The sequence below is a fragment of the Terrabacter sp. 05T424 genome (assembly GCF_056396225.1).
Window position 1 is genome coordinate 205,838 of sequence record NZ_JBFTLB010000005.1, and the last position, 14,583, is coordinate 220,420.

Here is a 14,583-nt window from a genome sequence, read left to right on the forward strand (position 1 = left end):
TCGTTCAGGAGCGTGGCTTTTCCGAACCGTAGACGTCAGGCACTCCGTCGAGATCGCGGTCCGCGGTCTCGTACGCCTCGACCAGTCGGTAATGGCGGTTGCGCACTCTCAGTACGGCTGTCGCGAATACTGCGGCGATGAGGCTTCCGCACAGGACGGCAAGCTTGACGTGGTCGTCGCGCTCGGAGCCTGACCCGAATGCCAGCTCGCCGACCAGAAGGCTCACGGTGAACCCGACGCCCGCGAGCAGGGACAGGCCGAGCACATCGGTCCACGAAAGGTCCTCGTCCAGCTCTGCGCGGGTGAAGCGGGCAACCGCCCAGGTGCCGCCCATCACTCCGACGGCCTTTCCCACGACGAGACCCACCACGACCCCGATCGCGGCTGGGTCGCGCAGTGCAGAAGCGAACCCGCCGCCGACGACCGTCACGCCGGCAGCGAAGAAGGCGAAGACGGGGACGGCGAAGCCCGCCGAGAACGGCCGGATCCGGTGTTCGATGCGCTCGGCCAAGGAGTGCCGGTCAGGGTCGTCCTCGACCTCGCGGTTGACGGGGACGACCAGCCCTAGAAGAACCCCGGCGACCGTGGCGTGGACCCCGCTCGAGTGGACGCACACCCACGCGAGGAGGGCCGGAACGGCCAACAAGAACGGGTTCGTCAGCTTTCGCTTCAGCAGCAGGCGCCACCCTGCTAGGGGAAGTGCCGCAGCCACGAGCCAGAGCAGGTTCACCGACTCGGTGTAGAAGACGGCGATGATCGTGATGGCGATGAGGTCGTCAACGACGGCCAGGGTCAACAGGAACGAGCGAAGCGCGCTCGGGAGGTGGGTCCCGATCACGGCGAGAACCGCCAGCGCGAACGCGATGTCGGTCGCCGTGGGGATCGCCCACCCCCGGAGTATGCCGGCGGGGTCGGCCGCGACGCCGCCTCTCGACATGAGCGTGGCAGTGACGACGAAGAGCGCCGCGGGGAGGACCACACCGCAAACCGCGGCCGCGATGGGCAGCGCCGCCTTGCGGCGGTCGGCCAGGTCGCCGGCCACGAACTCGCGCTTCAGCTCGATACCGGCGACGAGGAAGAAGACGGCGAGCAGTCCGTCTGCCGCCCACGTGCCGAGGGACAGGTCGAGGTGGATCGCGGAGGGTCCGACGACGGTGTCCCGCAGTGTTGAGTAGCTGTCCCGCCAGGGCGAGTTAGCCCAGACGAGGGCTGCCACGGCTGCGATGAGCAGGATGGTTCCGCCGACGGTCTCTGCGCGTAAAAGCTCTGCGACGTACTTGGCCTCGCGCCAGGTGCCACGACCCAGCAGGCGGTCTCGCCGAGACGGGCTTCCGTCATGCGTGGAGTGTGTCGTCGGCTCCGGCCGCTCGGATGCCATGGAGTTCCCTTCGGGCGCGTGGGTATCGAACGCCGACCAGACTTCCCGGCACACCAGGCGCGCTGAGGTTTCTCAGGGCCGCCACCAGTGTATCGAGAAGCCTTGGGACACGGGCAATTCGGACTATCAGGACATCGTCCGTGAACGGCGGTCGACGTCCGTACATTTGGTGCCGGGGCGGGAGCAATCCCGGAAAATCACATAGTTGGGGGGATCGACATGAGTGCAAACACGGAGCCTGGGTGGTACTACGTCGGTAAGGGGCAGTTGCGCTACCGCGACGAGGTCGGATGGACGGCATACGAGATGGACACGCGCGACGTCCGCGCGGCGGAGTGGCCGCCGCCGACGCCCGCGGAGCTGTTGCAGGAACTGCGCGCTAATGGAGCCGGCCAGGCCTCACGCAAGTTCCCGAGCGCCATCCGACGCATCCGCCGAATCAACCGAAACGCCGGTCGCCACAGAAGCACGTGATTGGCTCGGCCTGAACCGGGCTGATGAAGAACTGCCGGGCCGACTTTACGGTCCGGCAGTTCTCGTTTGCGCTACGTCAGCGTGCGCAGTCGAGCACCGATAGGTCCGCTGCCTGACCGACCTCGGTGCAGCCTGTCGACACTGCCAGGCGGTGCGCCGGTGAACTGGGCGCGGCGACGACCAGGCTTGAACCGACAATGGCCCGACGGCCACCGTCGCGGCCGAGCCACACATCGAGGTATGCCGCTTGGTCTTCGGGTTGAAACGCGTCGATGGGGTTGCTTGCCCAGACGGTGACACCCGCCGCCGCGAGGTCCTCGGCCAGCGGCTCCGGTGCCAGGACGACACGGTGGCCGGCAAGGGACTTGATTGTGGCAACGGCTTCAACCGGTCCGCCCAGCGCGGCCCCACGACCCAGCAACGTGATGGCGGCGACCGCCGCGAGGCTGAACGTCAGCGCAGGAATCAGCAGGCGGGTTCGCGGTCGCGACTCGACCGGGCCCTTGTCTGCCCAGGCTGGGCTGCCGCCTTGAGCGTCGGTCGCCTCCGCCGTCTGACCTTTCGTGCGAGAAAGTCCCACGGCGCCAGGGCCCAGCAGGAAGAGCAGCAGCCACATTCCGTGCCTTGCGGACATGGTCGTGGCGGCGGCCATGCCGAGCACTGCCACGACCTCCCAGACCGGCAAGCGACCCTTGAGTAGGCCCGCCGCGCCGAGCGCGAGTGCCGCGAGCACCATGAGCAGATCGAACGTCGACCCGAGGTTCGGCCTCGCCCACAGCTCGGTGCCTCGACGTGCGGCTTCGTTGGACAGGACGCCGAGGTAGTAGTGGCCGGTTCGGAGCAGTGCGGGGTTGAGCCACACCGATGCGAGCGTGGCAATGCCAACGAGCAACGCGGTCACGGGAGTGGCGCGAAGGCGAGACATCGCCAGGTAGCACCCGGTGAGGGCGACTCCCACCAGCACTCCGCCATGCAGGTTGCCCCACAGCGCGATCAGGGGCACCACCAGCCAGACCCGCTTGGTTGGGTTGCGCGCCTCGCTTCGAAGAAGCAGGACCAGCAACGTAAAGGGCACCAGCGACAACATCTGTGCGCGCACAACACCGAAGGTGGGGAGCATGCCCGCCCCGACGAGTGCGACCGCGCCTGCGACCGCCACGGGGTGAGCCGCAGCCCGCGCGGCGTCGCGCGACAGGAGCAGCAGGGTCGTAGCGGTCAGGCCGAGCAGCATCACGGCCAGGCCGACGGTCGCTATGGAATGGACGGCGTACAGGAGCAGTTCGCCCAGGACAGGCACGTTCGCCCAGGCGCTCGTGTCTGCCGCTGCGAAAGGAACCCCGCTGGGCACCGTTCTCGTCGAGGCGACCCCGTCGCCGAGTGCCACCATCCACATTGCGTCGGCCCCGACGAGCAGGCGCGGGACCAGGTAGCAAGCAAGTGCCGCGACCGCAAGGCTGGGCAGCCACTGGGGGCTTTTCGATGTGGTGCCTGTATGTCGCGAATCAGACTGTCGCGCAACGGTGCTCGTCATGCCACTCCTCGCCCTGCTGGACTTGGGGCGAGTTGCGTGTGGATCGCAGCTCACCGACTGGCCCTAGCCGGCTAGGCCCTTTTGTGCGGGCACGACGCGTCTTGTCGCCGCGGCAACCCGCGGCCGCGGTGTCCGATTTGGACGGTACAGGCGCGGACGTCCTATAGGGGACTTTTGCGATTTCAAGTACGACCACCCTGTACAACCTTTACCTTCGCCTCGGGAGGGCTGCGCAAGGCGGCCCAAAAGGGAGGAAACGCACCATGACCAAGCTCGCTGCCAAGCTCCAGACGCTCTTGGCCGCTCGCGACAAGGGCGCCACCGCCGTCGAGTACGGCCTGATGGTCGCTCTCATCGCAGCCGTGATCATCGCAGGCGTGACGCTGATCGGTAAGAACTCGGGCAACACGTTCAACAACGTGGCAGGCGTCATCTGAGAAACCAAGTCGGGCGCGGGGGCGTCCTGCTGGCTTTCTGCAAGATTGCAAGAATGCTGCAAGACGGCTGCAAGGAGCGGGGGTTCCTTGCTCGTTCGAGTGGCTCCGACGGGGCGCAGTGTCCACGACTTTGTGGGGACTACGCCCCGTTTTGTTGCAATTTATCCGGCACAGATTTGCAAGGCGACGCGCCGGTTGATCGTTGCAAGACTTTTCGCCCATTCCTGAGACACGAGGTCACAAGCCCACCTACCTTCTGCGTGGGGGGCTCACACCGGGTGGCCCTCGCAACGTGAAGGGAACACCACAATGACCAAGCTCGCCGCCAAGATCCAGACCCGCCTCAACGTCACCCGTGACAAGGGCGCGACCGCCGTCGAGTACGGCCTCATGGTCGCCCTCATCGCCGCGGTCATCATCGCGGGAGTGACGCTGATCGGTAAGAACTCGGGCAACACCTTCAACAACGTCGCCGGCAAGATCTGACGACTCCGCCGAGGGAAGTTCAACCACAAAAACACCCACACGAGGGGAGGGGAGACACATGCGCACATCACCCAGGCCGCGGTCCCGAACGCAGCGATCACGTCGCGAGCGAGGGGCGGCCGCGGTTGAGCTGGCGATCGTGTTTCCCCTCCTCTTCCTGGTGGTCGCGGGGATCATCGACTTTGGTCGGGCGTTCTTCACGCAGATCCAGGTCACAAATGCTGCACGAGAGGGCGCTCGGGCGGCCGTACTGCTGGCGTCGAACGCCGACGTCATCACGCGTTCGACGAATGCTGCGGCCGGAGTGCCGTCGGTGACGGCGAGCGTGATGGCCTCGTGCACAGCCGGGGCAACCACCAACGCGTCGGTGCAGGTCAGGGCAAGTTTCAACTGGATCCTGCTCGGGCCAGCCATGTCGATGATCGGGAAGTCTTTCGGCGGCGGAAATGTCATCTCGTCGACGGGGGTCATGCGATGCGGTGGTTGAGCCGTGCGGCGTCGCGCCGAGAGCGTGAGAAAGGTGCCGTGGCCACCATCGCCGTCGTCCTGGTGGCGAGTGGTGTCGTCATGGCGATGCTTGCGCTTACCGTCGACGTCGGCAACATCGTGGCCGAGAGGCGTCAGTTGCAGAACGGTGCCGACGCAGCGACCCTCGCGCTTGCGCGCAGCTGCGCCAAGCTGCCCGTCCTGACCTCATGCAGCACCGCTGCTCTCGCCTCGAGCACTTTCGAGAGTCTTGCCGGCGCCAACTCGGTGGACGGACTGCAGTCACTCCCGGCCACTGACGCGTCGTCCCAGCCCCTCATCTGCGGCCGCAACGTTCCCACCCTGCCCGCCTGCACCATCTCGGCATCCGCGGCGGATCTCGCCGCGTGCCTACCGCTGCCGAGCGGGCTGGATGCCTCGGTGCCCTACGTCGAGACCCGGACCACGACGAAGTCCGCGGGCTCGACACCAAACGTCCTCACTTCCTTCTTCGCCAAAGCTGCGATCGCCGGTTACACGGACAAGCAGTACACCGCGTGCAGCCGGGCGGGCTGGGGGTCGCCAGCCGGGACCGGCAACACGCTGCCCATGACGATCGGCAACTGCGAATGGTTGAAGGTGACGGGTGACGGGACGAAGTACGCCCCCAGCCCCCCGTACTCACCGGCTCCTGGCACGTCGTCGACCAGCTTGCCCAGCAACATCAAGGCCGGAGGCTACGTCCTGGGCATCCAGTCGCACGCCGACGCGAACAACGTGGACGCGTCCTGTCGCAAGGCCAACGGGCAGTACTACCCGGGTGGCTTCGGCTGGCTCCAGGAGACCAACTGCGTCACGACCGTGGCTGCTGACGCCACGGTCACCGGCGACACCGGCGCTTCCGTCCCCAACGGGTGCAAGACCGCTGCGAACCTCGATCAGTACCTCGGCAAAGAGGTCTTCATTCCGGTCAGCGTCACGGCCACCGGGTCGGGAAGCAGCGGTTCCTACACCATGGATGGGGTGGCCTCCTTCTTCCTGGCCGGCTACTCACAACTGCCGGCCGGGGGCTCCAACGCTGTGTATAAGGACGAGCTGAACGTGTGCGACAAGAAGTGCATCTGGGGCTGGTTCACGTCCGGCCTGCAGCCCGTCGGCTCCTCACTCAGCACCGGGTCGAGCAAGGGCGCCAAGAGCGTCGTTCCGGTCGGATGACCGCCTCATAACAACCGTTTTCTGCATCGACCTGGGGGACCAGAAACCATGAACCGTCGAATCCTTGCCATCGCACTCGCGGTCGTACTCGCCATCGGTGGCGGAGCCATGGTCATCACCTATGCCCGCAACGCCGACGCTCGCGCGATCGCCGCCGAGTCGCCCGCCCGGGTCTACGTCGCGCAGAAGCCGATCCCTGCGGGCACGACGCTCAAGGACGCTGAGCGCCAGGAGATGATCGCCGAGACGGTCGTCGCCGCAAAGGCACTTCCCGTTGGCGCCCTCGAGGAGATCAACGCCGACAACAACAACCTCCTCGCTCTGTCTGACGTGCAGCCCGGGGAGTTCATCCTGGCCGCACGCTTCGGCTCGACTCCGGTGGGGGACAAGGCGATCGAGGTTCCGTCGGGCATGCTCGCGGTCTCGCTCCAGCTCAGCGATCCCGCCCGCGTCGGCAAGTTCGTGACGCCGGGTTCGAAGATCGCGATCTACCAGAGCTACCAGATCAAGGACCTTCGGGACACGCCCGAGGCCAAGATCCTCAACGACAACGACGTCCACGGCACGAGCCTGCTGCTGCCTGACGTCCTGGTCATCGGCATGGGCGACTCGCCGCTGTCGGCGCCCGTGAAGTCGACCGCAGAGGGTGAGCAGCCCACCGCCTCGGCGCAGTCGCAGGCCGGCGGCTTCTTGGTCACTGTGGCCGTCAGTCCGGATGACGCACCCATCCTGATCCACGGCATCAACAACCGCACTCTGTATGCCGCGCTCCGTGGTTCTGACGTCAAGGTCGACCCACGCCTCGAGGTGACCGACCTCAAGCTGCGGGCGGCGGTGACGACGCCATGACCATCCTCTGGGACGGCTCGGCTGAGGGCGCCGACTCATACCGGTTCGCCCTGGGTGGCGACGCCCTCCACCTGACCTCGGGGCCGCGCGTGAGCCGTGCGCTCGAGGAGGACCCGTCGCACGCCCTCGTGGTCATTGGTCCGGACATCGACCTCGACTCCGCCTGCAACCTGGCCGAGGAAGAGCGCGTGGCCAAGCCCGAGCTCGGGGTCATCCTGCTGCGCCACCGCCTCGACGTCACGGTGCTTGCCCAGGCCCTGCGGAGCGGAGTGCGCGAGGTGGTGGCCGCGGACGACCAGAACGCAATCGCCGAGGCGGTGCGTCGCTCAAACGCGCTGACCGCACAGCTTGTCGGCAATAGCGGTTCGCAGGCAGGTTCGCGAGACGGCAAGGTCGTCACGGTTTTCAGCGCCAAGGGTGGCGTCGGCAAGACCACCATCTCGACGAACCTCGCGACGTACCTCGCCTCGACGGGGGCCCGCACGGTGCTCGTGGACCTCGACCTCATGTTCGGTGACGTCGCGATCAGCCTCCAGCTCCAGCCGCCCGGCTCGGTGCGCGACCTCGTGGCCATGAGCGGACACCTCGACGCCCAGGGCGTCGAGTCGGTCGTCACCCGCCACGAGCCAAGCGGCCTCGATGTCATAGCGGCACCCCCGGACCCGGCGGATGCCGAACGGGTGCCGTCGCATGTCGTCGTGGAGCTGCTGCGAGTAGCCCGCGCCAACTACGACTACGTGATCGTCGACACCCCGCCGTCATTCACCGAGCACGTGCTCGCCGCCTTCGACCTCAGCGACCTCACGATCCTCGTTGCGACCCTCGACATCCCGGCGGTCAAGAACCTCCGCATCGCGATCAACACGCTCGACACGCTGGGTGCGTCGAGGGAATCGCGAACGATCGTGCTCAACCGTGCAGACGCCAAGGTGGGCCTGCGCGCCGATGACGTCGAGGCGGCTCTCAAACAACCCATCTCAGCCAACATCCCGAACACCTTGGCGGTCCCGGCGTCGGTGAACCGAGGCGTCGCGATCATCCTCGATGAGCCGCGGAGCCCGGTCGCCATGGCTTTGCGCGAGCTTGCCGACACCGAGGTCCGCCAGCGCTTCGGCGAAGACCTGCAGAACGGTGCCAAGCGAAGTGGCTTCGGACTCCTGAGGAGCAAGCGATGAGCAACCTTGCCGAGAGGCTCGACCGCGCGCGTGCGCAGCAGCAGGTCGTCGTCGACAACGGGGCGTCACAGGCCCGACCGACAGCCGGACCGGCGCCCGTTGCCAAGCGTCGCGCCGTCGACCCATTTGCCGGCGTCAAGGAGCGCGTGCACCAGGCGCTCGTCGAACAGCTCGGCCCGAGGCTCTACGACCCGCACCTCGCCGAGCCCGAGCTCGCGACGCAGGTTCGCACGACGCTCCAGGAGGTCATCGACCTCGAGCAGACGCCACTGTCGCACGCCGACCGCACGCGCATCGCCCAGGACGTGTCCGACGACATCCTCGGCCACGGACCTCTCGAGCCGTACCTGCGTGACCCGGAGGTCTCGGAGATTATGGTCAACGGGCCGGACAACATCTTCATCGAGCGTGCCGGCAAGCTCTTCCCCGTCGAGGCGACCTTTTCCAACGACGCCCACCTACGGCGCACCATCGACAAGATCGTCGGCCGCGTCGGTAGGCGCGTCGACGAGTCCAGCCCGATGGTGGATGCGCGCCTGCCAGACGGATCTCGTGTCAACGCCGTCGTGCCACCCATCGCGCTGGACGGATCGCTCCTGACGATCCGAAAGTTCTCTGCCGACCCATTCACCGACAAGGACCTCATCACGTTCGGCACCATCACGCCGAACATCCGTGACTTCCTCGCGGCCTGCGTCAAGGGCCGGCGCAACATCATCATCAGCGGCGGCACGGGCTCCGGAAAGACGACGACCCTGAACGTGATGAGCTCGTTCATCCCGGCCGACGAGCGCATCGTCACGATCGAGGACGCCGCCGAGCTCCAGCTTCAGCAGGACCACGTGCTGCGGCTCGAGTCTCGACCGCCGAACATCGAGGGTCGCGGTGCGATCCAGATCCGCGACCTCGTCAAGAACTGCCTCCGTATGCGCCCCGACCGCATCATCGTCGGTGAGATCCGTGACGGCGCAGCACTCGACATGCTGCAGGCGATGAACACGGGTCACGACGGTTCCATCACGACTGTTCACGCCAACACCCCCCGCGACAGCCTGTCCCGCCTCGAGACGATGGTGCTGATGGCGGGCGTGGACCTTCCCATCCGTGCTATCCGCGAGCAGGTGGCCGGCGCCGTCGACCTCATCGTCCAGCAGTCCAGGCTCAAGGACGGCACGCGGCGCATCACCGCGATCAGCGAGGTCGTCGGCATGGAGTCCGACGTGATCACGCTGCAGGACATCTTCCTCTTCGACTACTCTGCGGGGCGGGACGAAGCAGGCCGCTTCCTCGGAGGCATGGTCCCGACGGGCATCCGCCCGAAGTTCACGACCGACCTGCAGGACCTCGGTGTCGACCTCCCCGTGCAGCTCTTCTCCCGGATGGCCAGGTGACGTCGTGCTCAGCCGTCTGATCCGGACCGCCCTGACCGCAGGGCTCGCGGCCAGCGTTCTCGCTTCAGGCGCAAGCCCGGCAACTGCCGCCGACGCTGTCACCGTGGGCCTGAGTGGGGTCTCGTCGACGGCGTCCGGCTCGGGCTCATTGCTCAGCGGCGTGCTCACCCTGCGCAGCAAGTCCGCTGTGCAGGTTGACGCAGGCGCCCTGCGCGTACGCGTCGATGGCATCGTCTACAAGCCGACGGTCAAGCAAGCGCCCACCCGCTCGCGCAAGGCCATGCTCGTCATCGACACCAGCGGTTCAATGGGCGTCCCTGGAATGTCGACGGTGCGCACCGCCTCCAAGACGTTCCTAGCAACAGTGCCGACCGACGTTCTCGTCGGGGTCACCTCGTTCGCCGACACGGCCGGAGTCGACCTCGCGCCAACCCTTGACCGCAAGGCCGTCCAGGAGGTCGTCGACGGGTTGGCCTCGCGAGGTAACACGAGCCTGTATGCCGCCATGTCGGCAGCGACCAACTCTCTTGGGAAGACGGGGGACCGCAGCATTCTGCTGCTGAGCGACGGTGCTGACACCGTGGCGTCCGACGGCCCTTCCTCCCTGACGAGCACCGTTGAGAAGCTTCGTTCAGCTGGGGTGCGGGTCGACGTGGTGCGGTTCAAGACTTCCGACCCCGAAGCGGTGGCGGCTTTGAGTCGGTTCGTCTCAGCCAACGGTGGATCTGTGGTTCCTGCTGCAGACACGGCCGCAGTGGCGTCAGCGTTCCAGGCTGCGGCTAAGGCGCTCGACCAGCAGGTGCAGTTCTCCGTATCCCTGCCTGGCATCAAGCCGGGTCCACATCAGATCGACGTGACAGGGACCGCCGGGGGGAGTTCCTTCTCGTTCGCGAGGAAGGTCCAGGTTGACTTGCCTCTGCCGGTGTCGGCCCCGACCACCGCGGCGGCTCCTCAGGCCGGTGCGCAGGTCACCGCTGGCAGCTCGGTGGTTGACAGACTTGCAACGCTGACGAAGCCGAACTACACACCATGGATCGCTGCCGGACTCCTCGCGCTCGCCGTGCTGACGCTCGTCTTCGTGATGTCCGCGCCGACCCTTCAGACGCGGAAGGAGCGTCGGGTCGCCGCCATCGAGGGCTATGTCGTGGGCAGCCGAAGTGCCGCCCGCGAGGAGGCCCGGGCCGCCCAGCACAACATCACCGAGTCTTTGCTAGATCTGGGCGAGAAAGTGATGAAGGACCGGGAGTCGACGAGGACGACGATGGCGCTCATCGAGCGTGCAGACCTTCCTTTCCGGGCCGGCGAGTGGTTCGTCGTGCGCGCCATCGCCGTTGTTTTGGGCATCCTGGGAGGATGGTTGTTCGGTGCTGAGTCGCCACTCATCCCACTCGCGGCCGCGGCGCTGGTCGGGCTGGCTCTCCCACCGGTGGCACTGCGCTTTCTTGCCGCCAGGCGGGCAAAGCAGTTCGAGCGGCAGCTTCCCGGAATCCTCATGCTGGTTTCGACCAGCCTCAAGAGCGGCTTCGGGCTTGCGCAAGCGCTTGATGGTGTGGCAAAGGACACCGCCGAGCCGGCAGCGAAGGAGTTCAGCCGGGCACTGGCGGAAACGAGAATCGGCACCGACATCACGGAGGCCCTTGAACGGATGGGCGCTCGAATGGGCAGCGTCTCCATGCGCTGGGCCGTCATGTCGATCCGCATTCAACGAGACGTCGGCGGCAATCTGGCCGACACCCTGCGGACCACGGCGAACACCCTGCGTGAGCGCGAGTCGCTCCAGCGTCAGGTGTCCGCCCTGTCGGCCGAAGGGCGACTGTCGGCGTACATCCTGATTGCCATGCCCATCTTCCTGTTCTTCTACATGATGAAGGTCAACTACGAGTACGTCTCACTGCTCTGGACGGATCAGTACGGCATCTTCATGGCCATCGGCGGCATTTGCATGTTGCTCGTTGGCATCGTCTGGATGCGCAACGTCGTGAAGATCGAGGTGTGACGTGGCCGCTCTGTATATCGGTGCCGGGATGATGGCCCTGGCTATCGTCTGCGCCGTCCTGTCGATCGGCGTCAGCTCGGGCGAGCCGAGAGGTGTCGCCAAGTCCCTCATGCTGGTGGACGGAATGGTCGACCAGCGAACTGTGGTCAAGAACGAGCTGGGCTCGAAAGACCGCCTGCTCGTGCCCATCTTTCAGCAAATGCATGCACTGGCCGGAAAGTTGTCTCCTACAGGAGCAGAAGCGCGGCTGGCAACGCTTCTCGACCGTGCGGGGAACCCTGCCGGATGGTCTGTCGAGCGAATCATGGGGCTCAAGGGCGCGACTCTTCTGGTCGGAGGGCTGCTGGGAGCCGCCTACGGGGGGATGGAGGTCAAGGGCTTGTTGTTCGCCGTGATCGGGGCGGCGGTCTGCTTCTTTCTGCCCGACATGCTCATCTACAACCTCGCGCTGAAGCGGCAGGAGGAGACCGGCAAGAGCCTGGCCGACGCCCTCGACATGCTCACCGTCTGTGTTGAGGCGGGACAGGGTTTCGACTCGGCGCTTCTACAGGTGGCGCGCAACGTCGAGGGACCGATTTCCGGCGAGTTCGCCCGAGTGCTCTCCGAGATCCAGATCGGCAAGTCCCGTGGTGAGGCCTTCTCGGCGATGGGGGACCGAGTGACCCTGCCCGAGGTCAAGAACTTCATCACCGCGTTGGTCCAGGCGGACCGGCTCGGTCTCCCGATCGCCGGCGTCCTGCGCGAGCAGACCGCGACGATGCGACTGGCCAGGCGGCAGAAGGCCGAGGAGAAGGCACAGAAGGTGACGGTGAAGATTCTCTTCCCGCTGATGCTCTGCATCCTGCCTGCGCTCTTCATCGTCATCATCGGCCCGGGTGTCATCCGGTTGATGCACACCCTCCTCGGGATGTGAGCACCCAGCGGGGTCGTGTTGCGCTGGGCCGGCAGATCAGTCAAGCGGTCGAGCAGCCCGCAGGCCCCAGAACGCGGCGCGTATGGACCGGCGTGCTCGCGCCTGTGCTCGTGGTCGGCGTCCTGGCCACGCTGAGGCTGCATTGGTTGCATGCCCCCCTCGTCTCGCAGGACGAGGGCATCATCCTCGTGTACGCCCAGCAGATCCTCGACGGACGCCTGCCACACCGCGACTTCTACACGGTCTACGGGCCCGGAGCCTTCGGGCTCACTGCGGGGGCCTTTGCGCTCTTCGGTAGCGCGCTCGTCGTCGAGCGGATGGTCGGGTTGGCCTTGCAGGCACTCGTGGTTGCCGGCGTCTACCGGCTCGCCCTGGGCAGGCGCTGCGGCCGCGCCGTGGCGGTCGGGGCCTCGCTCGTGAGCGTGCTGTGCCTGACTCCACTTGGACTCGCCGCCTACGCTTGGGTGGGGGGCCTCGCCTGCATCGTGTGGGGGCTTGTGCTCCTGCAGGGGCGGGCTCGCCTCGTTCCTGCGTTCGCCCTCCTGGCGCTGAGTGCGTTCTTCCGCCCCGAGATGGCAGTGCCCGCTCTCGCGGCCGGTCTGCCCTTCCTTCGAACGTGGGGCGCCTGGCGTGGCGCCACCGTCGGGGCGATAACGGGTCTGGCTCCCTCCCTTGCGTTCTATTCCACCTGGGGTAGCCGTGCCTTCGACAACGTCGTACTCCAGCGTGGCCTGGTCAATGCGAAGCACGAGCTCGACGGCGCCGTAGTCGTCGTACTCGTTGCCGCGCTCGCCATGGCGGGGGTGCTCGTCTACGCCGTATGGCGCGAGCACAGCGCGAAGCTTCTCGTCGGCCGCACTGGTGATCTTCATGCTGCCTCAGCTCGTCCAACGAACGGATCTCGACCACTTTGCGTACGTGCGGGCGATCGCTGCGCCCTTGACGTTCCTTGCCCTCTCGAACCCGGCTTCGGACCCCACAGGGGCCACCATTCAGATGCGTCGTCTGGGGCTGGTCGTTGGCATCGCAGCCCTCGTCGTGCCAGCGCGGCTCTTGGTCCCGCTGCCCAAGACCGTCACGTACGAGGTTGCAGGTCGATCGATCGATGTCGAGTCCGATACGGCTCACGACCTGGATGCGTTCCGCCGTTCGGTGCTCGCGACCGTGCCTGCCGGGGGAAAACTCTTCATCGGAACGCAGGACATGAGGCTTCCATCGATAACCCCCCTCCACCTCTACTTCCTCTTTCCCGAGTTGCGGACCAACGCGTACTACCTGGAGCTGCCGATCGGCATCTCGGACACCGTTGGCAAACGGATCGCCGACGACGTGCGCAACGCGGATGTGCTTCTGCTGTCACGCTTCCCGGAGGATGTGGCCCGCCGCCTCAACCCCTATGTCCCCCTGGGCCCGAGCGACGCCGACGAGGCCGTACGCGCGAACTTCTGCCCAGCCGGTGGGTCGAATGACCTGAAGATCATGGTCAGGTGCGCCCCTGCTGGGAGGGGTCCGCAGTAGGGCGGACCATCGGGCTCGCCAGCACCGCCCTCAGGGAGTGATGGCGTCGGCGATCCGCTGGAGCTCGACCACGAGCGGGTCGCTCGGATTGATCGGGTGCTCGCACGACGTCATCGAGCGGGTGACGCCGCCAACAGTCCAGGCGTATCCGACCGACGTTCCGTCGTGGTTCGCTGCGCAGTCGGAAGTCCCAGCCGCGAGGTGCAGCTGCGTGACCCGAGCGGATCGGACGAGCACCTCGACCTGTTGCCTCGAGAGCGCGCCCTGGGTGATCTTCCCGTCCGAGTGCAGAACCCACGCGCCGGAGGCTGGGATCACGAGCAGGGTGCCGCATGGACCGGCCGCACACATGCCGCCCCACGTCCGACGCTCGACCCAGAAGTCGGCCGGGATGTCGGCGGGGATGGCGGCGGGGATGTTGGCCGGCACGGTTGGACTACTGTTCACAGGCGGATCCATGAGAACCACACCAGCGCCCGTCGTGACACGCGAATCCGATTGCGGCGCAACCGCACTGCCGCACCCGGCAAGCATCATGACCGCCACGCACACGGCATACGCCCTCGGACTGCGCACGAGCGCGCGCCACTTCACACCAGCAAGACCCATCGTGCGCCCCTGTCGCTCACCAACGTGTCTGCTGATGGTGGCATCAGAGCAGGCCGGCGAGGGCAGGATCCGCAGAACGCACTCGCGGGCGCGTCGTTCTCGACGCGCCCGCAGGGCCCGACCGAAAGAAGGCCGGGAGGAAGAGA

14 protein-coding genes are annotated in these 14,583 nt (G+C 66.5%); 11 read left to right on the plus strand and 3 right to left on the minus strand.

Annotated features, from left to right (window positions below):
- Nucleotides 1-4: 4 nt before the first annotated feature.
- Nucleotides 5-1,378, minus strand: coding sequence for a Na+/H+ antiporter NhaA (nhaA, locus tag AC1DE0_RS13175; RefSeq protein ID WP_478101169.1), 1,374 nt, complete (start codon nt 1,376-1,378; stop codon nt 5-7).
- A 219-nt stretch (nt 1,379-1,597) separates the two neighbouring features.
- Here nhaA and AC1DE0_RS13180 point away from each other — a divergent pair, with 219 nt between their 5' ends.
- Nucleotides 1,598-1,852, plus strand: coding sequence for a hypothetical protein (locus AC1DE0_RS13180; RefSeq protein WP_478101171.1), 255 nt, complete (start codon nt 1,598-1,600; stop codon nt 1,850-1,852).
- A gap of 76 nt (nt 1,853-1,928) precedes the next feature.
- Here AC1DE0_RS13180 and AC1DE0_RS13185 read toward each other — a convergent pair whose 3' ends face one another.
- Nucleotides 1,929-3,383: a hypothetical protein gene (locus tag AC1DE0_RS13185; protein WP_478101173.1), complete on the minus strand. Its 1,455-nt coding sequence runs from the start codon at nt 3,381-3,383 to the stop codon at nt 1,929-1,931.
- A gap of 263 nt (nt 3,384-3,646) precedes the next feature.
- Between AC1DE0_RS13185 and AC1DE0_RS13190 the strand changes: the two genes are divergently transcribed.
- The 10 genes from AC1DE0_RS13190 (at nt 3,647) to AC1DE0_RS13235 (ending at nt 13,828) form a co-directional block, all read left to right on the plus strand.
- Nucleotides 3,647-3,820, plus strand: a complete 174-nt coding sequence (locus AC1DE0_RS13190) for a Flp family type IVb pilin (protein WP_478101175.1) — start codon at nt 3,647-3,649, stop codon at nt 3,818-3,820.
- Nucleotides 3,821-4,129: 309 nt separating this feature from the next.
- On the plus strand, nt 4,130-4,306 hold the full coding sequence (locus AC1DE0_RS13195) for a Flp family type IVb pilin (RefSeq protein WP_478101177.1): 177 nt from the start codon (nt 4,130-4,132) through the stop codon (nt 4,304-4,306).
- 58 nt (nt 4,307-4,364) lie between these two features.
- Nucleotides 4,365-4,793 (plus strand): TadE/TadG family type IV pilus assembly protein, encoded by a 429-nt coding sequence (locus AC1DE0_RS13200; RefSeq protein ID WP_478101179.1) that lies wholly within the window; start codon nt 4,365-4,367, stop codon nt 4,791-4,793.
- A gap of 38 nt (nt 4,794-4,831) precedes the next feature.
- Entirely contained in the window at nt 4,832-5,986 is a 1,155-nt protein-coding gene (locus AC1DE0_RS13205) for a Tad domain-containing protein (RefSeq protein ID WP_478101181.1), read from the plus strand.
- A gap of 48 nt (nt 5,987-6,034) precedes the next feature.
- Nucleotides 6,035-6,835 (plus strand): Flp pilus assembly protein CpaB, encoded by an 801-nt coding sequence (cpaB, locus tag AC1DE0_RS13210; protein WP_478101183.1) that lies wholly within the window; start codon nt 6,035-6,037, stop codon nt 6,833-6,835.
- Nucleotides 6,832-8,010, plus strand: coding sequence for a CpaE/TadZ family protein (locus AC1DE0_RS13215; protein WP_478101186.1), 1,179 nt, complete (start codon nt 6,832-6,834; stop codon nt 8,008-8,010). Before cpaB ends, AC1DE0_RS13215 begins: the two co-directional genes overlap by 4 nt.
- A complete protein-coding gene (locus AC1DE0_RS13220; protein WP_478101188.1) occupies nt 8,007-9,401 on the plus strand; it encodes a CpaF family protein in 1,395 nt (464 codons plus the stop codon). The genes AC1DE0_RS13215 and AC1DE0_RS13220 overlap by 4 nt, the downstream gene beginning before the upstream one ends.
- A 4-nt stretch (nt 9,402-9,405) precedes the next feature.
- Nucleotides 9,406-11,397 carry a type II secretion system F family protein gene (locus AC1DE0_RS13225; RefSeq protein ID WP_478101192.1) on the plus strand — a complete coding sequence of 664 codons (1,992 nt, stop codon included), beginning with the start codon at nt 9,406-9,408 and terminating at the stop codon, nt 11,395-11,397.
- A 1-nt stretch (nt 11,398) separates the two neighbouring features.
- On the plus strand, nt 11,399-12,310 hold the full coding sequence (locus AC1DE0_RS13230; protein ID WP_478101194.1) for a type II secretion system F family protein: 912 nt from the start codon (nt 11,399-11,401) through the stop codon (nt 12,308-12,310).
- A gap of 861 nt (nt 12,311-13,171) precedes the next feature.
- On the plus strand, nt 13,172-13,828 hold the full coding sequence (locus AC1DE0_RS13235) for a hypothetical protein (protein ID WP_478101196.1): 657 nt from the start codon (nt 13,172-13,174) through the stop codon (nt 13,826-13,828).
- A 30-nt stretch (nt 13,829-13,858) separates the two neighbouring features.
- On the opposite strand, the gene AC1DE0_RS13240 is transcribed toward AC1DE0_RS13235, so the two are convergent.
- Nucleotides 13,859-14,275 carry a hypothetical protein gene (locus tag AC1DE0_RS13240; protein ID WP_478101198.1) on the minus strand — a complete coding sequence of 139 codons (417 nt, stop codon included), beginning with the start codon at nt 14,273-14,275 and terminating at the stop codon, nt 13,859-13,861.
- Nucleotides 14,276-14,583: the final 308 nt, after the last annotated feature.

Bases quoted from the DNA above. Each gene is read 5' to 3' on its own strand.
- nhaA (WP_478101169.1), bottom strand. From the start codon at position 1,378: ATGGCATCCGAGCGGCCGGAGCCGACGACACACTCCACGCATGACGGA.
- AC1DE0_RS13180 (WP_478101171.1), top strand. From the start codon at position 1,598: ATGAGTGCAAACACGGAGCCTGGGTGGTACTACGTCGGTAAGGGGCAG.
- AC1DE0_RS13185 (WP_478101173.1), bottom strand. From the start codon at position 3,383: ATGACGAGCACCGTTGCGCGACAGTCTGATTCGCGACATACAGGCACC.
- AC1DE0_RS13190 (WP_478101175.1), top strand. From the start codon at position 3,647: ATGACCAAGCTCGCTGCCAAGCTCCAGACGCTCTTGGCCGCTCGCGAC.
- AC1DE0_RS13195 (WP_478101177.1), top strand. From the start codon at position 4,130: ATGACCAAGCTCGCCGCCAAGATCCAGACCCGCCTCAACGTCACCCGT.
- AC1DE0_RS13200 (WP_478101179.1), top strand. From the start codon at position 4,365: ATGCGCACATCACCCAGGCCGCGGTCCCGAACGCAGCGATCACGTCGC.
- cpaB (WP_478101183.1), top strand. From the start codon at position 6,035: ATGAACCGTCGAATCCTTGCCATCGCACTCGCGGTCGTACTCGCCATC.
- AC1DE0_RS13215 (WP_478101186.1), top strand. From the start codon at position 6,832: ATGACCATCCTCTGGGACGGCTCGGCTGAGGGCGCCGACTCATACCGG.
- AC1DE0_RS13220 (WP_478101188.1), top strand. From the start codon at position 8,007: ATGAGCAACCTTGCCGAGAGGCTCGACCGCGCGCGTGCGCAGCAGCAG.